A 19,059-nucleotide genomic window follows, 5' to 3' on the forward strand; every position below is an offset into this window, starting at 1 on the left:
CCGAATTCAACAAAAGGACCAGCGCAATGACCCATATTCCGGGGATCGTCATCACAGGGGCTTCGGGCCGTATGGGGCAGATGCTGATCAAAACCGTGACGGACAGCGATCAGGCGCGTTTGGTCGGTGTGGTTGAGCGGACTGGCCATGACTGGATCGGTCAGGATGTGGGCGAGGCGATGGGCGGTCAGGCGCTGGGCGTCACCGTCACAGACGACCCGCTAGAGGCGTTTTGGCAGGCGCAGGCGGTGATTGACTTTACTGCGCCCGAGGCGACATTGGAGTTTGCCGCACTGGCCGCGCAGGCACGTTGTGTGCATGTGATCGGCACCACTGGCATGTCGGATGAACAGATCGCCGCGCTGGAACCAGCCTCACGCCATGCAGTCATCGTGCGCGCGGGGAACATGAGTCTTGGCGTCAATCTGCTGGTGCAACTGACCAAGAAAGTCGCGGCTGCACTGGATGAGGATTTCGACATCGAAGTGATCGAAGGGCACCATCACCACAAGGTCGACGCCCCGTCGGGCACAGCATTGATGCTGGGCGAGGCCGCTGCCGAAGGGCGCGGCGTGAAGCTGGAAGATGTGTCTGACCGGGGCCGCGACGGCATCACCGGCGCGCGCAAGCGGGGCGACATCGGCTTCCACGCCATTCGCGGCGGCGACATTGTGGGCGAGCACGACGTCCTGTTCGCCGCCCCCGGAGAGCGCATCGTCCTGCGCCATTTGGCCACCGACCGCGCCATCTTTGCCCGTGGCGCTTTGAAGGCGGCACTGTGGGGGCAGGGCAAAGCGCCTGGTCAGTATGACATGGTGGATGTGCTGGGACTTTAAGCGCCCCTAGCGGAACGCCGCAAGACCGGGCGGTTCGGCGCCCTCGTCCTCGATCCTGGAAAACAGTGCGCCTAGTCGCTGATCCCAGGTCGGGTATTGGCCTGTACGCGCATAAGTCAGGCGTTCGGCCCCTATGGATATGCCAAGGGGTGCTGCCTGCCCGCCAATCACAACCTCACCGATTTCGGTCCAGTTGTCCGACGGCGGGTAAGCGGTGGGGGCCGTTTCATCCGTGCCGCCCAGCCGATAGTAGACGCCCATTGTCACAAGGTACTCATCACCAAACGGGTCGGGGAAGAAAAAGCCCGAGGCATCGCGTGAAGCCAATGCCTCGGCCTCATCGCGCAACAGAACCTTTTCGGTGAATGGTAAGCCTAACGCGTCCAGCACTGGGCGCATGTCATCGGCTTGCGGCACACTGACAAAAGCGATGCGGGACGGGTCGAGGTCAAAGCTTTGAGTCAGAATTTGCATCATCAGCCGGGTCATGGCTTGCCCATCAGCATCAGCGGGATGACAGCCGACCTCGTGAAACATCGGCAACACGTCTGCGCGTGATTTTTCATCAACGTCCGCGACGCGCGCCAGCGGCTGAATCACATAAGCACCCGAAGGGAGAACGGACTGATCGAAATCATGCCGCAATCCGCCGTTATAGTCGTCGACCCCCGAGGCCAGCGACAGGGACTCAGCCTCATTAAAACCAAGCTCGGAGAACGCGGTTCTCAGTTGATTGAGCGTGTTTGCGAACTCCTGTTCGAACGTGTCATTCTGGTCAGTGGCAGCAGCCCCGACGCCCGGAAACAGCGTTCCGACCGTTGCTGCGGTTCCAAGCTGAACCACTCGACGCCTATTCAATCCCATCAGAGCCCTCCCCTTTTGAGTTGGACACTGTCGAGCGTATCACAGATGTGGCCGCCAACGGTTAAGGGATTGTGAAAATGCGCGATACTGGCGTTTTGCCCTGTACTTCATAGGTCCTTGATTTTGTCGACCCGGAGCGGGCAGGCAAGGTAAACTCCGAACTCCTTGCCGATATCGGCGCTGACACGGGCGTGAACCTTGCCTTGCCGGTCGAGGAAACGCTGGTTGTCTTCGACGGGGAATATCCCTTCGTGCCAGATGCCGGGATGAATATAGAGGCCACGCGTACCATCACACCAGAAAGCCACCACCTTATCTGGCGTCAGGTTGTCGCCGGGCAGCGCGACAGGCACGATGAAGGGCTTGTTGTCCAGCGGCCAGAACATCTGCCCGCCATCGGGGTGGTAGTTCATGTGCCACAGTAGAACCTGATCGCGCGGTGCCGTCTGCAGGTCGGTCTGCGCCTGTTGTGGATCAGCGGACCAACCCAGAACATAGTGGCCTTTGACGGCCTCGTTCTCACCATAAAGCACGTCACCCTGCCAATCGCATTTGAACGTGCCTTCGACCCAGCCGCCCTCGTCGCCGGTTCCTTCGTCAATCTGGCGCCAGCCTTGTTGGGGCCAGCGAGCGATTTCAATCTCGAAGGTATCGGGGTCATCAACCAGACAGCCATAGCTTTTGACCGACGTGTCCGTGGCCCGGATCAGCGGAACCTCGTGCCACGGCAGTGACGGTTTCGAGCTGGCCTCGAAGATGTATTCCGGTGCACTCATGACGCCCCCAGATGCCTGTCGACCATGCGCTGCACCATCGGTGCGAAATGGGCGAAATCGGGGGTTTCCATGTCAGCCCGTTTGCCCGCCTCGTCCAAATAGCGCACCTGAATGATCTCTTTCAGGTTTGGGTTGCTCTCGAATTCAGCGACCTCTTCAGCGCTCATCGGCCCGCCCTGCAATTCCAGCGTATGGACCGAGGCGGCGGAGAGACGGTTGAAATACTCAGGCTTGGTCGCGCAGAGATACCGTTTGGCCGCCACGTGATAGCGGCAGCAATCGGTAATGACCGAGGGGAAGAACTGTTCCAGCACTTCGGCACCCGCATCCTCATGGTGGCGGTCTTCGGTATCGTCCGGGTGGTAGGTGCCGAACTCGGACGTAAAATGTCCGATATCGTGCAGCAATGCACCGACGATGATTTCCTCGGGCTGGCCGTTCTGCTCGGCGATCGTTGCACCTTGCAACATGTGTTCAGCCATGGTGACGGGCTCACCCAGATATTCCTCACCGCCGCGGCGATCGAAGATATCGCCGATGAAAGCCACGATATTGTCCCGGCTCAGGGTTGAGAAATCGGGCTTCATTCTGCGGCCTCCGGCTGGGCCATCTCCATCGCGGCCAGCGTGGACAGCAGCCCGTCCTTGTCGGCGTAGCAACCTTGCAGCCAGCGTGAGCCCGCACCGGAATAGCCCAGACGCGCGTGCAGCACGCGGGTGTTGTCGACGATGAAGCTCTCACCCGGTTCCAGCTTGAACGACACGCCCATGGCTGGATCGTCGATGATCTCGCCCAATTGACGATAGGCGGCGTAGTAGGCCTCCATCTGGTCAAAGGGCACGTCGACGAACGGCGCGGATGAGCGATTGTTGAACCGGATACCGACCAATTCACCATCGGGCGATAGCTCGATCATCGGGCGGCGTGAGCGCAGGCAGATACCGTCCGAGCCCTTGTATTCGAACCGGGCGGGATAGCCTGCCAGCAAGGCAAAACCTTCCGGGTTCTGTTCGTGCAGTTTTTCAGCGGCGCGGAAGCCGTCAACCACGATGGAATCACCACCCTCGGCACTGTTTTCCAGGCAATACAGAATTTGCAGCGTCGGAACCGGATCACGATAGGGGTTGTCGGTATGCGCCTGCAGACCAAGGCCGGTATAGGCGAGGTTGGTCGGGTTCACCTCGGTCCGGACCTCAAAATAGGGGCCGTAGTTGGTTTGGCGGACATAGCCGAACAGATCAGCGACTTTCAGCAGGGATTCCGGCTCGGTCGGTCCGCCGGTCAACTTGGCAAAGCCGTATTCGGCCACCGCAGCCAGCCAGCCACGCTTGGCGACGGGATTGGCGTGGACCTCGTCCCAATCTGCGCTGGGCGCGTCGATGCCGCGTCCCCAGGTGGTGATGCCGGGAGCCGTCCGACCCATGGGGCGGTTTTGATCGCGGTCATAGCTGTGCTCGGCCAGCCAGTCGGCGGGAAAGGTGACAATCTTGCCTTCTGGCTGAAAGGTGACTGTCAGATCACCATTGCTGATTTCGGCGGCGCTGACCGAAATGTCTGAGGGGATATCGCCGATGGTGATCAGACGTTGGCCATTGCCGGGCGCGCGGGTTTCGGGGTCCAGCGCGTTGTCGCGTAGCCAGATGGCGTGAAAGCGAGCCTTTGTGCCGGTGTCGAATTCTACGGTCACAACCGAGGCGTCATGGGTGGCAAAGCGCAGCATGGGGGGTCTCCTGTTCAGCGCGGGCTTTGGTTGAGGAGATACGCCCCTTGTGGCATTACGACAATTAATCCTTCTTTCTGCTGAGGCTTGGAAAAACTTATGGCTAAGAAAAAGATCGGGTTGCCACCCTTGGACTGGCTGCGCGTTTTTGAGGCGGCGGGGCGTCTGGGCGGGTTTTCCGCAGCGGCGAGGGAATTTGGTCTGACACAAGCGGCCGTAAGCCAGCGGATCGGCAACCTTGAAGCCTGGCTGGGTCGAACATTGTTTGTGCGTGAGGCGCGTGGCGTGTCACTGACTGTCGAAGGCGAAAGCTACCTACCACTGGTGCAAGACAGTTTGCAGGCGCTTGAACGCAATACCGAGGATCTGTTTGGAAAATCCCCGCGCGAATTGCGGGTGGCCGGTTTGTCATCGCACATCCATGCGCTTGTGGTGCCAAGTCTTGCCCGGTTTCAGGAGATGCAGCCGAAGGTGCGTGTTCTGACCGATTCCGTGGCGCGGCGGTCGTCGCTGGATGAAGAGCGGACATGGCTACAGATCCGTTATGGTCGGGGCGCTTGGCCGGGGCGGGATTCCGAATTGATTGCAGCTGAAGTGCTGGTGCCTATGGCGGCACCGGGCGTGGAATGGGGCGCGCCTTTGATTGATCTGCGCGGAGAACGACCGGGGTGGCGAGATTGGGCGCGAAAGGCAGATCAGGGCGATGTGACTACGTCGAACATCAGCTTCGATTCAATGGAACACGCGTTGTCTGCGGCACGTCAGGGCATGGGCGTAGCGTTGGGGTCGGTGCCCTTGGCCAAGGCGGATCTGCAGGACGGACGGTTGCGCCGGTTACGCCTACCAGAGCTGAAAACGAAGGATGGGTATTGGCTGACCTGGCCCGAGGAACGGGCGAAATCCAAGAAACAGCGCGCTCTGATCGCGGATTTTCTGGAAGCTTTGCGGGGATAGGCGATCAGAAATCGATCGCTATGCCCTTCTTCTCCCAATCACCGTACCGGGCCGGATCGGGGCCGTCGCGACCGCCCAGTTCCTTGGGCATATCTTTTGCCTCAGCCTCGGCTTTGCGGCGCCGCTCTTCAGCTTCGGCAAGGGCGCGCTGGGCAGCAGGCGGCAGGTCTTTGCGGTCGTTACTCATGACATCGGGTTCCTTTCCGTGCATGGGCTTGATATACGCCCGCGTCCGCTATTGGCAATGCGGGCGAGGATTAATTCAAAGGCGATTCCATGTCCGACAACGCAACAGCGGCCCGACGCAGCGCGATCTATCTGCTGGATCAGATACTGGGCGAAGGGCGCCTGCTGTCCGAATGTCTGGCCGCAGGCGCGCTGGACCGGTTGGCCCCTGAAGATCGCGCGCGGGCGCAACGCCTGACGCTGGAAACCCTGCGCGGATTGGAGCGTGCGGATCGTCTGCTGGAAAACCACCTGAACCGCACGCCGGCTTTGACCGTGCATAACGCCCTGCGCCTTGGCGCGGTCGAGCTGTGCCACGGTGAAGCGGCACATGGTGTTGTGAATTCAATGGTCGACATCGTAGGGCGTTCACGCAAGCACGGGCGGCTGAAAGGCCTAGTGAATGCCGTGTTGCGCAAAGTGGCCGCCGAAGGCCCCGATGCATGGCCCAAAATGCGCGTGCCGCGTTTGCCCGAATGGCTGCGTGATCCGCTGATCATGGCATGGGGTGAGGATGCAATCGTGGGAATGGAAAAGGCGCAATTTGCTGGCGCACCGCTTGACCTGTCTGTGAAGCCGGGCGCCAGCGGACCGGGTGAGGCCCTGCCTACCGGTTCGATGCGGCTGCACGATGCCGGTCAGGTCACCGCCCTTCCGGGCTATGGCAAAGGTGATTGGTGGGTGCAGGACGCGGCGGCCGCTATTCCAGTGCGCATACTTGCTCCGAAATCGGGCGAAAAAATCCTCGACCTTTGTGCCGCTCCGGGTGGAAAAACACTGCAACTGGCGGCGGCTGGGGCCGATGTTACGGCGCTCGACGTCTCTGAATCGCGATTGGCGCGGGTGCATGAGAACCTCAAACGCACCGGACTGACTGCCACTGTCGTCGCGGGCGACGCGCTTGAACATCAGGGCCAGTATGACGCCATCCTTTTGGACGCGCCGTGTTCTGCCACGGGAACGATCCGCAGGCACCCTGACTTGCCTTTTGCCAAAGACGGATCGGAATTCGGTGAGCTGATCGAGCTGCAGGCCCGGATGCTGGCCCACGCCTGGAGCTTGCTGAAACCCGGCGGGCGGCTGGTCTATTGCACTTGCTCTCTCCTGCCGGATGAGGGCGAGGTGCAGGTCGAAGAAGCGCTGGACCAACACCCCGATATGTCGGTGGATCGGGCGGCTTTGAGCATTGCCGGAATCGAGTCCGAATGGATCACCGAGGAAGGCGGCCTGCGTCTGCGGCCCGATTACTGGGCTGATCTTGGTGGAATGGATGGGTTCTACATCGCGCGCCTGAACAAATCGGCGTAGTTGCATGCTTTTCGATGACTTGACGATCGCCCCGGTCTATCGTTGGGTCTCAGGCGCCAGCAGAGCGCAAGGGGCAGAGTAACGAGCGTCATGTCGAAGACAGATACCATGACCAATCAGTGGACACGGTTTCAGAACCGTCTCTACGCGCGGCTCAGTCAGCGACGCAAAGCGGTCTCGGGGTTTGTTGGCGATCCGGAGCCGCGCACGGTGGGCTCATTTGCGCGTGGGCGTCAGTTGGTCGCCGGAAATCTGCTATTTGCGGGCTATCTGGTCGAAGCTCAGGAAACCGAGCTATGGGACGTGGCCGCGCCCAGTACCGGGTTCGACAATGAACGCCACGGCTTTGCCTGGCTCGACGATCTGGCAGCTGTCGGCGACATGCGCGCGCGTGAAAAGGCCCAGCGGTGGGTCTGGGGCTGGATCAATGCACATGGTCGCGGTCAGGGCCCGGGTTGGGCACCAGATCTGACCGGGCGGCGCGTCATACGCTGGATCAACCATGCGATTTTCCTGTTGCGCGGCGCAGATGAACACCAAAGCAGGATGTTTTTTCGTTCGTTGGCCCAACAGACATGGTTTCTGTCCAAGCGCTGGAAGGCAGCGACTCCCGGTCTTCCCCGGTTTGAGGCGCTTGCCGGGCTGGTGCAGGCTGGTCTGGCGCTGGAGGGTTTGGAGCAAATGGCCGATCCTGCCCTTCGTGCTTTGGCGCGCGAGTGTGACAGTCAGGTCGACGAACAGGGCGGTATCCCAACCCGCAACCCCGAAGAGCTGCTTGAGGTCTTTATGCTGCTTTCATGGACCTCGGCCGCGCTCAGCGCGTTGGGCCGGGGCACGCCCGGGGCGCAGGCAAGTGCCATCAAACGCATGGCCCCCACCTTGCGCAGCCTGCGCCATGCGGACGGGGCTTTGGCCCGGTTTCACGGCGGTGGGCGCGGTGTCGAAGGGCGTTTGGATCAGGCACTGGCGCAAAGCGGTGTCAGGCCACATCACACCACGGGGCTGTCCATGGGATTTGCCCGACTTTATGCGGCCAGAACCAGCGTGATTGTGGATGCCGCCACTCCACCCAAGGGGGCGGCGTCATACAACGCCCATGCTTCGACCCTCGCTTTCGAACTAACGTCGGGCCGCAGACCACTGGTGGTCAATTGCGGATCGGGCGAAAGCTTTGGGACGGAATGGCGGCGTGCGGGTCGGGCGACGCCGTCGCATTCGACACTGTGCCTTGATGGGTATTCAAGCGCTCGGCTGGCGCCACCGACGCAGGGAGCCGAACGCGAGGCACTGGTGGATGCGCCGCATGAGGTTCCCATTGATTTCGAGGATGCCTTTGAAGGCACGCGATTCATGGCCGGGCATGACGGGTATACCAAGGTCTTCGGATTGACACATGCGCGTACCTTTGAGCTGCGCTTTGATGGGCGTGAGCTGGCTTGCGAGGATATTCTGCTGACGGCCACCGACAAGGCGAAGCGCCAATTTGACAAGGCGATGGACGCCTCGGGTCTGAAGGGCATCGCCTTTGACATCCGGTTTCACCTGCATCCGGACGTGGATGCGGCACTGGATCTGGGGGGCGCTGCGGTGTCGATGGCGCTGAAAAGTGGTGAGATCTGGGTTTTCCGCCATGACGGCGTCGGAAAATTGTCTGTAGAACCAAGCGTTTATTTGGAAAACGGGCGTTTAAAACCACGCGCGACAAAACAGATCGTTCTATCTGGCCGCGCAATGGAGTATGCGACGCGCATCCGGTGGACGCTGAGCAAGGCCCAGGACACAGCCTATGCCGTGCGGGATATACACCGGGACGAGCCCGAGTTTGACTGACGCCAAAAGGACCTTTGACCCCATGACCGATCTTCACCCCGTGCGCCGCGCGTTGCTTTCCGTTTCCGACAAGACCGGGCTGATCGAGCTGGGAAAGGCACTGGCCGAGCGTGGGGTCGAGTTGCTGTCGACCGGCGGTACAGCCAAGGCGCTGCGCGATGCAGAGCTTGCGGTGAAGGATGTCAGCGAGATTACCGGCTTCCCCGAGATGATGGATGGCCGCGTGAAAACGCTGCATCCGATGGTGCATGGCGGGCTGTTGGCCCTGCGCGACAATGACAGCCACGTGGCGGCGATGGACGAACATGGCATCGGCGCGATCGACCTGCTGGTGGTGAACCTCTATCCGTTCGAGGCCACCGTGGCCAAAGGTGCGGGTTACGACGAATGCATAGAGAATATCGATATCGGTGGCCCGGCGATGATCCGCGCGGCCTCGAAAAACCACGCTTTTGTGAATGTGGTTGTGGATGTTCAGGATTACGACGCGCTGCTGGCTGAGCTGGCGGCTAACGATGGGCAGACTTCCTATGCTTTCCGTCAGAACCTGGCGCAGACGGCCTATGCTCGTACCGCCGCTTATGACGCGGCCGTGTCGAATTGGATGGCCGATGCGCTGGCCGCCGAGGCCCCGCGCCGTCGCGCCTTTGCCGGAGAATTGAAGCAGACCTTGCGTTATGGCGAAAACAGCCACCAACAGGCGGTCTTCTACACCGATGGCACCAACCGCCCCGGTGTCGCGACAGCAGTGCAGCATCAGGGCAAGGAACTGAGCTACAACAACATCAACGACACAGACGCGGCATTCGAGCTGGTGGCCGAGTTCGATCCGGCGCAAGGCGCAGCCTGCGCGATCATCAAGCATGCCAACCCCTGCGGTGTTGCCAAGGGCGCGACATTGATCGAGGCCTATAAGGCCGCGTTTGATTGTGACCGCACATCGGCCTTTGGCGGGATCATTGCGCTGAACCAGCCGCTGGATGCCGAAACTGCGCAGGAAATCACCGGAATTTTCACCGAAGTTTTGATTGCTCCGGGTGCGTCGGATGAGGCCAAGGCAATCTTTGCCGCCAAAAAGAACCTGCGTCTGCTGACAACCGATGGCCTGCCGGACGTGACCGAAGGTGGCAAAACCGTCCGTCAGGTAGCCGGTGGCCTTCTGGTGCAGGACAAGGACAACGGATTTGTTGGCCTGGATGACCTGAAGGTCGTCACTAAGAAATCCCCGACCGAGGAACAGATGCGCGATCTTCTGTTTGCGTGGAAAGTGGCGAAACACGTCAAATCCAATGCCATCGTCTATGTCAAAGACGGAGCAACCGTGGGTGTTGGCGCCGGGCAGATGAGCCGCCTGGACTCGGCGATGATTGCAGCGAAGAAAGCCGAGCGCATGGCCGATACTCTGGGCTTGGCCCAACCACTGACAATCGGGTCTGCCGTGGCGTCGGATGCGTTTTTTCCATTCCCGGACGGTCTGATGGAAGCGGCCGAGGCCGGCGCGACCTGTGTTATCCAGCCGGGTGGCTCGATGCGCGATGACGAAGTGATCGCAGCCGCGGATGAGGCCGGTCTGGCCATGGTCTTTACCGGCATGCGCCACTTCCGCCACTGATGCGCTATCGTCTGCTTCTCTGGGCCGCACTGGCCGCGTTACTGATCGACCAGATCAGCAAGTATCTGGTCGTTCACGTGATGCGCGTGGCTGATGGGAACATTGATGTTCTGCCGCCGCTGCTGGTGTTCAAATACGGTGAGAATCGGGGCATCAATTTCGGCTTGTTTCAGGGCAATACCGATGCTGCCCGATGGGCGTTGATCGGCGTTTCCATGGTCATCGCAATCGGTGTGCTGATCTGGCTGATGCGCACAGCCCCGTCGAAACTGATGCTGGTTTGCGGCGGGTTGCTAATCGGTGGGGCGCTGGGCAACGTCGTGGATCGCCTGCTTTATGGCTATGTTCTGGATTTCCTGAACATGTCCTGTTGCGGCATCAACAACCCTTTCGTGTTCAACCTTGCTGATGTGTTCATTTTTGCGGGAGCGATTGGTCTGGTGCTGTTCGAAGGCAAAAAGGCATCGTGACGCGCCATTTGAAATGCGATAAAAGCGCCTGAAACAGGCTGGAGACTCTGATGCGGCTGCCGCGTTCCATATTTGCTTTGACATTGGCCTTTGTGGCTGCAGGCTGTTCCGATATCGGACTGCGCCATCTCGAAGCGCCCGGACAAGGGCCGGACGAATTCTCGGTCCTGCCTGTCAAACCACTGACTCAGCCCAAGGATTACAAGTTCCTGCCTGCGCCTACGCTGGGGGGGAATAACCTGACCGATCCGAACCCTAAGGCGGAAGCTGTCGTTGCCCTTGGCGGGAACGAATCTTCGCTGAACGCAAATACGGCCATCCCGTCCACGGACGCGGCCCTTGTGACGGCCTCCAGCCGGTATGGAGTTCCGGCGAATGCCCGGCAGGTGGTTGATGCCGAGGATGCAGAGTTCCGCAGAAAGCAGAGCCGCCTGACGCGCTTGCGCTTGTTCAACGTGGATCGTTATTCGCAAGTTTATCGCCGCGAAACGTTGAACCCCGACCGTCAGAATGAGGCTGCACGCCAAGCCGGGATCGAAACACCATCGGCGCCACCGGTAGATGAATAATCTTTAACTTTTCGTCATTAGCCTTGAACCCGCGCGGCGCAACCGTAGTTTGAACAGCATAAATCAAACGGAGGACGCCCTATGGTTCGGGCCCTGGCACTGTCGGCTGCCCTGATCGCCGCAACACCTCTTGCCGCAAGCGAGGGGCACGAAGCGGTGACTACATTTACGCTGGACAACGGCATGGATGTCGTCGTGATCGAAGACCACCGCGCGCCTGTTGTGCAGCATATGGTGTGGTATCGCGCCGGGTCGGCGGATGAACCCGTAGGATCATCGGGTGTGGCGCATTTCCTTGAGCATCTGCTGTTCAAAGGCACTGACACTTTGGCCCCGGGCGAATTTTCCGCCACCGTTGCGGCCAATGGCGGCACCGACAACGCCTTCACATCATATGACTACACCGCTTATTTCCAACGCGTCGCTGCTGACCGGCTGGAATTGATGATGCGGATGGAAGCGGATCGGATGCGCAATATCCGACTGAGCGAAGATGATATTGTCACTGAACGCGACGTGATCCTTGAGGAACGCAACCAGCGCACCGACAACAGCCCGCGTGCGCTGTTCGGTGAACAGATGAGCGCGTCGCAGTACCTCAACCATCGCTACGGCGTGCCAATCATCGGCTGGCGCCACGAGATGGAGACGCTGGACATGGAGGACGCGCTGTCCTTCTACCAGACCCATTATGCGCCCAATAACGCCATTCTGGTCGTCACCGGTGATGTCGAACCAGACGAGGTCAAATCGCTGGCCGAGCAATATTACGGTGTGATCCCCGCCAACCCTGACTTACCCGAACGGGTCCGGTCACAGGAACCGCCGCAAACGGCAGAACGCCGTCTTACTTACAAGGATGCGCGCGTGTCGCAGCCTTATGTTCAGCGTAGTTATCTGGCCCCCGAACGTGATCCGGGCGAACAGGAGAAGGCAGCTGCTCTGTTTCTGTTGGCAGAACTGTTGGGTGGAAGCACGACATCCTACCTGAACGAAAAGCTACAGTTCGAGCAGCAGAAGGTTGTCTACACCGGGGCGTTCTACCGGGGTGTCTCGCTGGATGATACGACCTTTGACCTTCTGGTTGTTCCAGCCGCCGGTGTATCTTTGCAAGAGGCCGAGGATGCGATGGATCAGGCGGTTGCCGACTTCATCGCTGAAGGTGTGAATGAAGAAGACCTTGACCGGATCAAGATGCAGCTGCGGGCCTCGCAGACCTATGCGCGCGACAATGTGGATGGGATTGGCAACCGCTATGGTCGCGCTCTGACCAGTGGTCTGACGGGCGAGGATGTGCAGGCCTGGCCCGATATTCTGCAGGCTGTCACCGGGGAAGAGATTATCGCCGCCGCGCGCGAGGTGATACAGCCGGAAACATCGGTCACCGGCTGGTTGATGCGCGATGATGAGGTGACGCAATGAAACGGATATTCGCAACCCTGATCGCGTTCGTTGTTGCTCTGCCCGCGTGGGCCGATATCGAGATCGAAGAGGTTACTTCTCCGGGTGGTATCACCGCATGGCTAGTCGAGGATCACTCAATCCCCTTCACCGCGCTGGAGCTGCGTTTTCGCGGCGGCACATCGCTGGATGACGCGGGCAAACGCGGTGCGGTCTACCTGATGAGCGGCCTGATTGAGGAAGGCGCAGGCGACATGGATGCCCGCACCTATGCGCGTGAGCTGGAATCGCTGGCGGCCTCGTTCCGGTACAATGCAACTGATGACACAGTGTCGATCACCGCGCAGTTCCTGACTGAAAACCGGGACGACGTGATCGACCTGCTGCGCACCACAATTCACGAACCCCGCTTTGATCAGGATGCGGTGGATCGGGTAAAGGCGCAGGTACTGTCCGGCCTTAAATCCGATCAAACCGACCCGAATGACATTGCGGGTCGTAACTTTGCGCGCATGGCCTATGGCGATCACCCCTATGGCACAGAAGGCAAAGGCACGATCGAAAGCGTGACAGCCCTAACGCGCGAAGACGTGGTCACAGCGTATCAGGATGTCTTTGCCAAAGACCGGATGTATATAGGCGCGGTGGGTGACATCACCCCCGAAGAATTGGGCGCGTTGCTGGATAAACTGCTGGCCGACCTACCGGAAACAGGCAAGCCGATCCCTGAACGTGCCGATGTGTCCATTCCTGGTGGCGTGAGCGTGGTCGAGTTCGACACGCCGCAATCTGTGGCCCTGTTCGGACATGCGGGCATTGACCGCGATGATCCCGATTTCTTTGCAGCTTTCATCCTGAACCACATCCTTGGCGGGGGCGGGTTTGAAAGCCGCCTAATGCAGGAAGTCAGAGAGAAGCGTGGTTTAACCTATGGCGTCGGCACTTACCTGGTGCCCAAGGATCTGGCCTCGGTCTATCTGGGATCCGTGTCATCCAGCAATGATCGCATTGCCGAAGCGGTCGAAGTGATCCGTGACGAGTGGGCACGGGCCGCATCCGAAGGTGTGACCCAGAAAGAACTGGACGATGCCAAAACCTACCTGACGGGCGCTTACCCGCTGAGGTTTGACGGCAATGGCCAGATTGCGGGGATCATGGTCGGGATGCAGATGGAAGACCTGCCCATCGACTATATCGCCACCCGCAACGACAAGGTGAATGCGATCACGCTGGAAGAGATCAACCGGGTCGCCAGCGAATTGCTGGACCCTGACGGGCTTCATTTCACCATTGTCGGCAAGCCCGAGGGTCTGGACGGCTAAACCCGTTCAGGCCGCGACGGGCCGTTTCTGTGCCCGAAGCGTATGCTTGTTGCTGCTCAGAAGCTTTTGCCGCGCGTGCCTGAAATGTGCGGCTTTAAGCGCGTCGTCGATATGCCGGTTGCGGCGTAGCAGGCGGGACAGACGGAAATTGTCGAACACCAAGCAAGTTGTCGGCTCTGAGGCGATGACGGTGGCCGTTGCGGGTAGGCCAAGGCCGAATGTCAGCTCTCCCAGTGTCTCGTCCGAGCCGCAAATATTGATGACCTGACCATTTTGCAGGATGGTTGTTCGCCCGCTCAGGACATAGCCAAGGAAATCTGTTGTTCTGGCTTCTTCGATCAGAATGTCGCCCTTGGCGAACTCCTGAACCGACGCAGTGTTCAATAGCTTTCGGGTAAGATGCGGTTTCAGTGACCCAAGATGATTCGAGATGAACTGGCGCTCGGCTGCGGAAAAGCGAATGAGATGCCGCGACAGGTATCCGCGCAGCAATCCGATTACCGAAATCGCGATATAGGCCACCTGTATGATCGAACCGGCCAGATTGAATTCTTCAACCATGCTGATCAGAACGCAGCTTGCAGCAACGATAACGAGAACCGGGTAGAGCACGCCATTGCCTCGGACTATGCCGATTTGCAGTAAAAAGTAGTTCAGAATGTAAAGGCCAGCCCCGGCGACGCCGACCATCGTGGACAGTTCGACAAACTCGGTAATTTCAAATGGACTATTCAGCATGTAAGGACCCACCCTCGCAATGAATGGGTCTTACGCTGTGCCAATTACGTGAAGCCGTAAATGAACAACCTCACAGGTTAACGGGTCTTATGAGCGTGCTTTCGCCTGCGCGCGCAACATTTGCCCCATCATCTGGCCGAACTTGCCCGAACCACGCTGGTACAGCGCGCCGTCTACGGCCAATATTGTGCCGCTGATATAGCTGGCCAGATCAGAGCTGAGGAACATACAGGCGTTCGCCACGTCCTGCGGCTGACCCCAACGGCCCAAGGGGACGTCCTTGCGCAACGCTTCTCCAGCATCTGGCGTGGGGGCCAGACGCTTGGCCCCTTCAGTGCCCTCGATAAAACCCGGCACGACTGAGTTCACGCGGATGCCTTCGACGCCCCATTCCATCGACAGGGTGCGGGTGATCTGATCCACGCCTGCCTTGGCGGCACAGACATGGGCCTGGCCTTCGTAAGGCAGGTAGGATTGAGGGGCCGAGATGTTGATGATGCTGGCACCCGGACGCTTGAGGAAAGGATAGGCCCCCTTCATCACGTGAATCGTGCCCATCAGGTCGATATCGATCACGGTCTTGAACGCATTGACCGACATCTCTGCCGCGAGCGCCGGGAAATTACCCGCCGCGCCCGATACCAGCACGTCGAAGTCACCGAGCGCGTCGTGGAACTGTTTCAGCCCGTCTGCCACGGCCTCTGGGTCGCGTACGTCAAAGGCCGCGCCGATGGCGTCTTGTGCCCCTGCAGCTTTCAGCGCAGCAACGGTGTCATCGACCTTTTCCTGCGATCTGCTGGCGACCGCCAGCTTGGCACCCGAGGCCGCAAAAGCCTCGGCAATGCCGCGATTGATACCGCTGGTTCCGCCGATGACGACGACGGTTTTTCCTGAAAAGTCCATGTAGGCCTCCCTTGGCGGGGAGCCCTACTCGCCGTAGGGCACCCAGATGTTTTTGACTTCGGTCGCAGCCTGCAGGAAGCGGCGGGAATGGTCCACGCCCCAATCGATTGCCGTCGCGTTATTCACCCAGGTCCGTTTCAGATTCCCGGCCGAGACGACCTCGATCTCTTTCGACAGGTCAGTTGACGAGAACGACCAGACAGCATCGACGTTCAGGTGCGATGCTAGTGGTTTCGCCAGTTCCGCGTGGCTGCCGGTCAGGATGTTGACCACGCCAGCGGGAACGTCAGACGTCTCAAGGATCTGGTAGAAATCAGTCGCTGCCAGAGGGTAGGGCTCTGAGGCCACCAGAACTGTCCGGTTCCCCATCGCAATCGCCGGGGCCATGGCCGAGACCAGACCCAACAGAGGCGTCTCATCCGCACAAAGCGCGCCGATGACACCCACGGATTCCTTCATGGCAATCGCCACGCCACGGATCGGAACGCCGTGCACCTGACCGTCATATTTGTCGGCCCAGGCGGCGGCGGTGAACAGGCGCTGGATTGAAGCTTCGACCTCTTTCGCGCCGTCCTTCTTTCCGGTCATGGCGTCGATACGCGCGGCGAATTCATCGGCACGGGCTGAAAGGTTTTCACCAATGTAATAAAGGATCTGCGCGCGCAGGTGGCCGGTGGTCTTGGACCAACCTTTGGCACCTGCCGCGGCCTCAACCGCGTTGCGCACATCCTTGCGATTACCAAGACCCACTTGGCCCAATAGACCTGACTTGCCCCAGACAGGTTTCGAATAGCCGCTGTCAGGCCGCGCCTGCTTGCCGCCAATATACATCTTCGCGGTGCGGTCGATTGGGTCAACTGGGGCACCTTCGCCGGTGGTCGCATCGACCTTTGCCAATGGCTTAGCTTTGCCCTTGAGCCTGGTATAGGCCGTCAGCCCTTCCCAACCGCCTTCGCGACCAAAGCCGCTCTCGCGCACACCGCCAAAGCCAGCGGCCGCATCAAACAGATTGGTGGCGTTCACCCAGACCACGCCCGCAACCAGCTTGGGCGCGATATCCAGTGCAAGGTTTACATTCTCGGTCCACACGGTCGCAGCCAACCCGTAACGGGTGTTGTTGGCCAGCTCGACCGCCTCTTCCGGCGTGCGGAAGGTCGAGGACACCAGCACCGGGCCAAAGATTTCTTCCTGCATCAGCGGGTCGGAAGTTTCGAGGCCCGAGATCAGCGTGGGTGGGTAATAACATCCGTTCGCAGGCAGATCGCACGCGGCTTGGTGCACGTGACCAGCGGTGTTGCTCTCGACCATGCTTTTGATGGTTTGCAGTTGGACCGGGTCTACAACCGCGCCCACATCAATGCATTTATCTAGCGGATCGCCGATGCGCAGCTTGTCCATCCGTGCGCGCAGCTTGTCGTGAAAGCGATCAGCGATGCCTTCCTGTACCAACAGGCGCGAGCCCGCACAGCAAACCTGCCCCTGATTGAACCAGATCGCGTCGACCAGACCTTCGATAGCACTGTCGATATCGGCATCATCAAAGACGACGTAGGCCGACTTGCCGCCCAGCTCCAATGTCAGTTCCTTGCCCGACCCTGCAGTCGCTTCACGGATACGGCGGCCCACAACTGTCGAGCCGGTAAAGGCGATCTTGTCCACGTCCGAGTTCACGATCATCTCGCCCACGGCGCCGTCACCAGTGACGATGTTGACTACGCCTTTGGGCAGCCCGGCCTGTGTGCAAATGTCAGCAAACAGAAGTGCGGTCAGCGAGGTGTACTCGGCAGGTTTCAAAACCACCGTGTTGCCCATGGCCAGGGCCGGGGCAATCTTCCACGACAGCATCAGCAGCGGGAAGTTCCACGGAATGATCTGCCCGCAGACGCCTAGCGCCTCAGAATCCGGCAATTCGCTTTCCATCAACTGCGCCATGCCCGCGTGATAGTAAAAATGCCGCTGCGCCAGCGGGATGTCGATATCACGTGACTCCCGGATCGGTTTGCCGTTGTCGAGGCTTTCCAACACGGCAAACAGACGCGAATGCTTCTGCAACAGGCGCGCGATGGCATAGAGGTACCTAGCGCGGCCTGCGCCGCCCAGCTTCTCCCATTTCGGCTGCGCCTTGCGTGCGGCAGCCACGGCGGCATCCACATCGGCTTGTTTCGCCTGTGTCAGCTTGGCCAGAACCTCTCCGGTCGCTGGGTTGCGGCTCTCAAACCCCTTACCCGGCTTGGTAAAGGCACCGTCGATGTAGTGACCGAACTTGTCGCCCTGATCGACCAGCCAGGCCAGCGCTTCAGCCGCGCTTTCGGGGGCGGGGCCATAGTCCATGGTTTCGAAAATCTCTTTGACTGTCATTGTTCTTGTCCTCAGCCCATAGAGTGACGGTAACCGGCGGAATATGCGCCCGTTACATAATGTTCCAATTGCCGTTCGATATCGCCCAGCAGCGATGACGCGCCAAAGCGGAACAAGTCAGGTTCCAGCCAACGATCACCCAACTCGTCTTTGATTAGCGACAGGTACACCAATGCGTCCTTGGCTTTGGAGATCCCACCTGCTGGTTTGTAACCAACACGATACCCGGTCCGGTCATAGTAGTCGCGGATCGCGCGGATCATCACCAGCGAAACGGGTAGGGTCGCGTTGACGCTTTCCTTACCGGTCGAAGTCTTGATGAAATCAGCACCCGCCATCATGCAAACCAGTGAAGCACGCGCGACGTTGCGCAGGCTGCCCAGCTCTCCGGTGGCGAGGATGGCTTTGACATGCGCATCGCCGCAAGCCACACGGAAGGCCTTCATCTCGTCATACAAAGCTTGCCAGTCGCCAGACAGGACGTGACGGCGTGAAATCACGATGTCGATTTCCTCGGCACCGGCCTTCACGCTTTCTTCGATCTCGGCCACGCGCAGATGGAATGGCGACAAACCTGCCGGGAAGCCGGTGGAAACCGCAGCAACAGGGATGCCAGTGCCATGCAGAGCGTCCACGGCGGTTTCGATCATGTCGTGATAGACGCAAACGGCCCCGGTTGTGATCGGCGGCATATCCAGCGCTTTCAGAACCGAAGGTGCAACGGGTTGCCGTGCCTTGGCACACAGACGGCGCACACGTCCGACCGTATCGTCACCCGACAGGGTGGTCAGGTCGATCATCGTGACCGCCTTCAACAGCCACGCGGCCTGATACTCTTTTTTGACAGACCGACGACCGGGCAGGGTCGCGGCGCGGCGTTCAATGGCCGAAGTATTGACCTGCACGGCGCGTACCCAGTCCAGATCCAATTCCATTCCAGGGTTTCTAGGCTCGGTCACTTGCGGCAGATGCGCGGTGCGCACGGGGCTTTCTGAGCTCTGCGTTTCCATCTTCACATCCTTTGGGAGGTTTGCGCCAAAATCGCACGGCTTGGCGCTAATTGGAAGGCATAGCGGCCTTGCGCGTGCAATTTTTTTGACCAAATGGACAAATTTAATGTTTTCTTGCGAATAATTCGCAATGACGTTGACTTAGTTGCGAATGGTTCGCATA

The 19,059-nt window shown here is 59.6% G+C and carries 18 protein-coding genes; 9 read left to right on the forward strand and 9 right to left on the reverse strand.

Going from position 1 to position 19,059, the window contains the following annotated elements:
* The first annotated feature begins 26 nt into the window (after positions 1 to 26).
* A complete protein-coding gene (dapB, locus tag AC2FGC_RS11460; RefSeq protein ID WP_496782365.1) occupies positions 27 to 836 on the forward strand; it encodes a 4-hydroxy-tetrahydrodipicolinate reductase in 810 nt (269 codons plus the stop codon).
* A 6-nt stretch (positions 837 to 842) separates the two neighbouring features.
* Here the strand turns inward: dapB and AC2FGC_RS11465 are convergent, their stop codons facing one another.
* From AC2FGC_RS11465 to tmpA, 4 genes are all read right to left on the reverse strand, one after another.
* Complete coding sequence (locus AC2FGC_RS11465) at positions 843 to 1,700, reverse strand: hypothetical protein (RefSeq protein ID WP_496726351.1); 858 nt, start codon at positions 1,698 to 1,700, stop codon at positions 843 to 845.
* Positions 1,701 to 1,807: 107 nt separating this feature from the next.
* Positions 1,808 to 2,476 (reverse strand): ureidoglycolate lyase, encoded by a 669-nt coding sequence (locus AC2FGC_RS11470; protein ID WP_496726350.1) that lies wholly within the window; start codon positions 2,474 to 2,476, stop codon positions 1,808 to 1,810.
* Positions 2,473 to 3,063 carry a (R)-1-hydroxy-2-trimethylaminoethylphosphonate oxygenase gene (gene tmpB, locus AC2FGC_RS11475; RefSeq protein WP_496726349.1) on the reverse strand — a complete coding sequence of 197 codons (591 nt, stop codon included), beginning with the start codon at positions 3,061 to 3,063 and terminating at the stop codon, positions 2,473 to 2,475. The genes AC2FGC_RS11470 and tmpB overlap by 4 nt, the downstream gene beginning before the upstream one ends.
* Positions 3,060 to 4,196, reverse strand: a complete 1,137-nt coding sequence (gene tmpA / locus AC2FGC_RS11480; RefSeq protein WP_496726348.1) for a 2-trimethylaminoethylphosphonate dioxygenase — start codon at positions 4,194 to 4,196, stop codon at positions 3,060 to 3,062. Before tmpA ends, tmpB begins: the two co-directional genes overlap by 4 nt.
* A 99-nt stretch (positions 4,197 to 4,295) precedes the next feature.
* On the opposite strand from tmpA, the gene AC2FGC_RS11485 reads away from it, so the two are divergent.
* Positions 4,296 to 5,150 carry a LysR family transcriptional regulator gene (locus AC2FGC_RS11485; protein ID WP_496726346.1) on the forward strand — a complete coding sequence of 285 codons (855 nt, stop codon included), beginning with the start codon at positions 4,296 to 4,298 and terminating at the stop codon, positions 5,148 to 5,150.
* Positions 5,151 to 5,154: 4 nt separating this feature from the next.
* On the opposite strand, the gene AC2FGC_RS11490 is transcribed toward AC2FGC_RS11485, so the two are convergent.
* Positions 5,155 to 5,337, reverse strand: a complete 183-nt coding sequence (locus AC2FGC_RS11490; RefSeq protein WP_496726345.1) for a DUF1674 domain-containing protein — start codon at positions 5,335 to 5,337, stop codon at positions 5,155 to 5,157.
* Positions 5,338 to 5,426: 89 nt separating this feature from the next.
* Here AC2FGC_RS11490 and AC2FGC_RS11495 point away from each other — a divergent pair, with 89 nt between their 5' ends.
* The 7 genes from AC2FGC_RS11495 (at position 5,427) to AC2FGC_RS11525 (ending at position 13,887) form a co-directional block, all read left to right on the forward strand.
* A complete protein-coding gene (locus tag AC2FGC_RS11495; RefSeq protein WP_496782367.1) occupies positions 5,427 to 6,683 on the forward strand; it encodes an RsmB/NOP family class I SAM-dependent RNA methyltransferase in 1,257 nt (418 codons plus the stop codon).
* A 90-nt stretch (positions 6,684 to 6,773) separates the two neighbouring features.
* Positions 6,774 to 8,513, forward strand: coding sequence for a heparinase II/III family protein (locus tag AC2FGC_RS11500; RefSeq protein ID WP_496782369.1), 1,740 nt, complete (start codon positions 6,774 to 6,776; stop codon positions 8,511 to 8,513).
* 22 nt (positions 8,514 to 8,535) lie between these two features.
* Positions 8,536 to 10,125: a bifunctional phosphoribosylaminoimidazolecarboxamide formyltransferase/IMP cyclohydrolase gene (gene purH / locus AC2FGC_RS11505; RefSeq protein ID WP_496782372.1), complete on the forward strand. Its 1,590-nt coding sequence runs from the start codon at positions 8,536 to 8,538 to the stop codon at positions 10,123 to 10,125.
* Positions 10,125 to 10,595 (forward strand): signal peptidase II, encoded by a 471-nt coding sequence (gene lspA / locus AC2FGC_RS11510; RefSeq protein ID WP_496772976.1) that lies wholly within the window; start codon positions 10,125 to 10,127, stop codon positions 10,593 to 10,595. The genes purH and lspA overlap by 1 nt, the downstream gene beginning before the upstream one ends.
* 50 nt (positions 10,596 to 10,645) lie before the next feature.
* Positions 10,646 to 11,164, forward strand: coding sequence for a DUF3035 domain-containing protein (locus tag AC2FGC_RS11515; RefSeq protein ID WP_496782374.1), 519 nt, complete (start codon positions 10,646 to 10,648; stop codon positions 11,162 to 11,164).
* A gap of 81 nt (positions 11,165 to 11,245) precedes the next feature.
* Positions 11,246 to 12,586: a M16 family metallopeptidase gene (locus AC2FGC_RS11520; protein WP_496782376.1), complete on the forward strand. Its 1,341-nt coding sequence runs from the start codon at positions 11,246 to 11,248 to the stop codon at positions 12,584 to 12,586.
* Positions 12,583 to 13,887: a M16 family metallopeptidase gene (locus AC2FGC_RS11525; protein ID WP_496782378.1), complete on the forward strand. Its 1,305-nt coding sequence runs from the start codon at positions 12,583 to 12,585 to the stop codon at positions 13,885 to 13,887. Before AC2FGC_RS11520 ends, AC2FGC_RS11525 begins: the two co-directional genes overlap by 4 nt.
* Before the next feature lie 6 nt (positions 13,888 to 13,893).
* Here AC2FGC_RS11525 and AC2FGC_RS11530 read toward each other — a convergent pair whose 3' ends face one another.
* From AC2FGC_RS11530 to deoC, 4 genes are all read right to left on the reverse strand, one after another.
* Positions 13,894 to 14,625: a cyclic nucleotide-binding domain-containing protein gene (locus AC2FGC_RS11530; RefSeq protein ID WP_496726338.1), complete on the reverse strand. Its 732-nt coding sequence runs from the start codon at positions 14,623 to 14,625 to the stop codon at positions 13,894 to 13,896.
* Positions 14,626 to 14,712: 87 nt separating this feature from the next.
* Positions 14,713 to 15,528 carry an SDR family oxidoreductase gene (locus AC2FGC_RS11535; RefSeq protein WP_496726337.1) on the reverse strand — a complete coding sequence of 272 codons (816 nt, stop codon included), beginning with the start codon at positions 15,526 to 15,528 and terminating at the stop codon, positions 14,713 to 14,715.
* A gap of 24 nt (positions 15,529 to 15,552) precedes the next feature.
* A complete protein-coding gene (locus AC2FGC_RS11540; protein ID WP_496726336.1) occupies positions 15,553 to 17,886 on the reverse strand; it encodes an aldehyde dehydrogenase family protein in 2,334 nt (777 codons plus the stop codon).
* Positions 17,887 to 17,897: 11 nt separating this feature from the next.
* Entirely contained in the window at positions 17,898 to 18,896 is a 999-nt protein-coding gene (deoC, locus tag AC2FGC_RS11545) for a deoxyribose-phosphate aldolase (RefSeq protein WP_496726335.1), read from the reverse strand.
* Positions 18,897 to 19,059 lie beyond the last annotated feature (163 nt).

The organism is Ruegeria sp. CDSC054 (assembly GCF_059610645.1).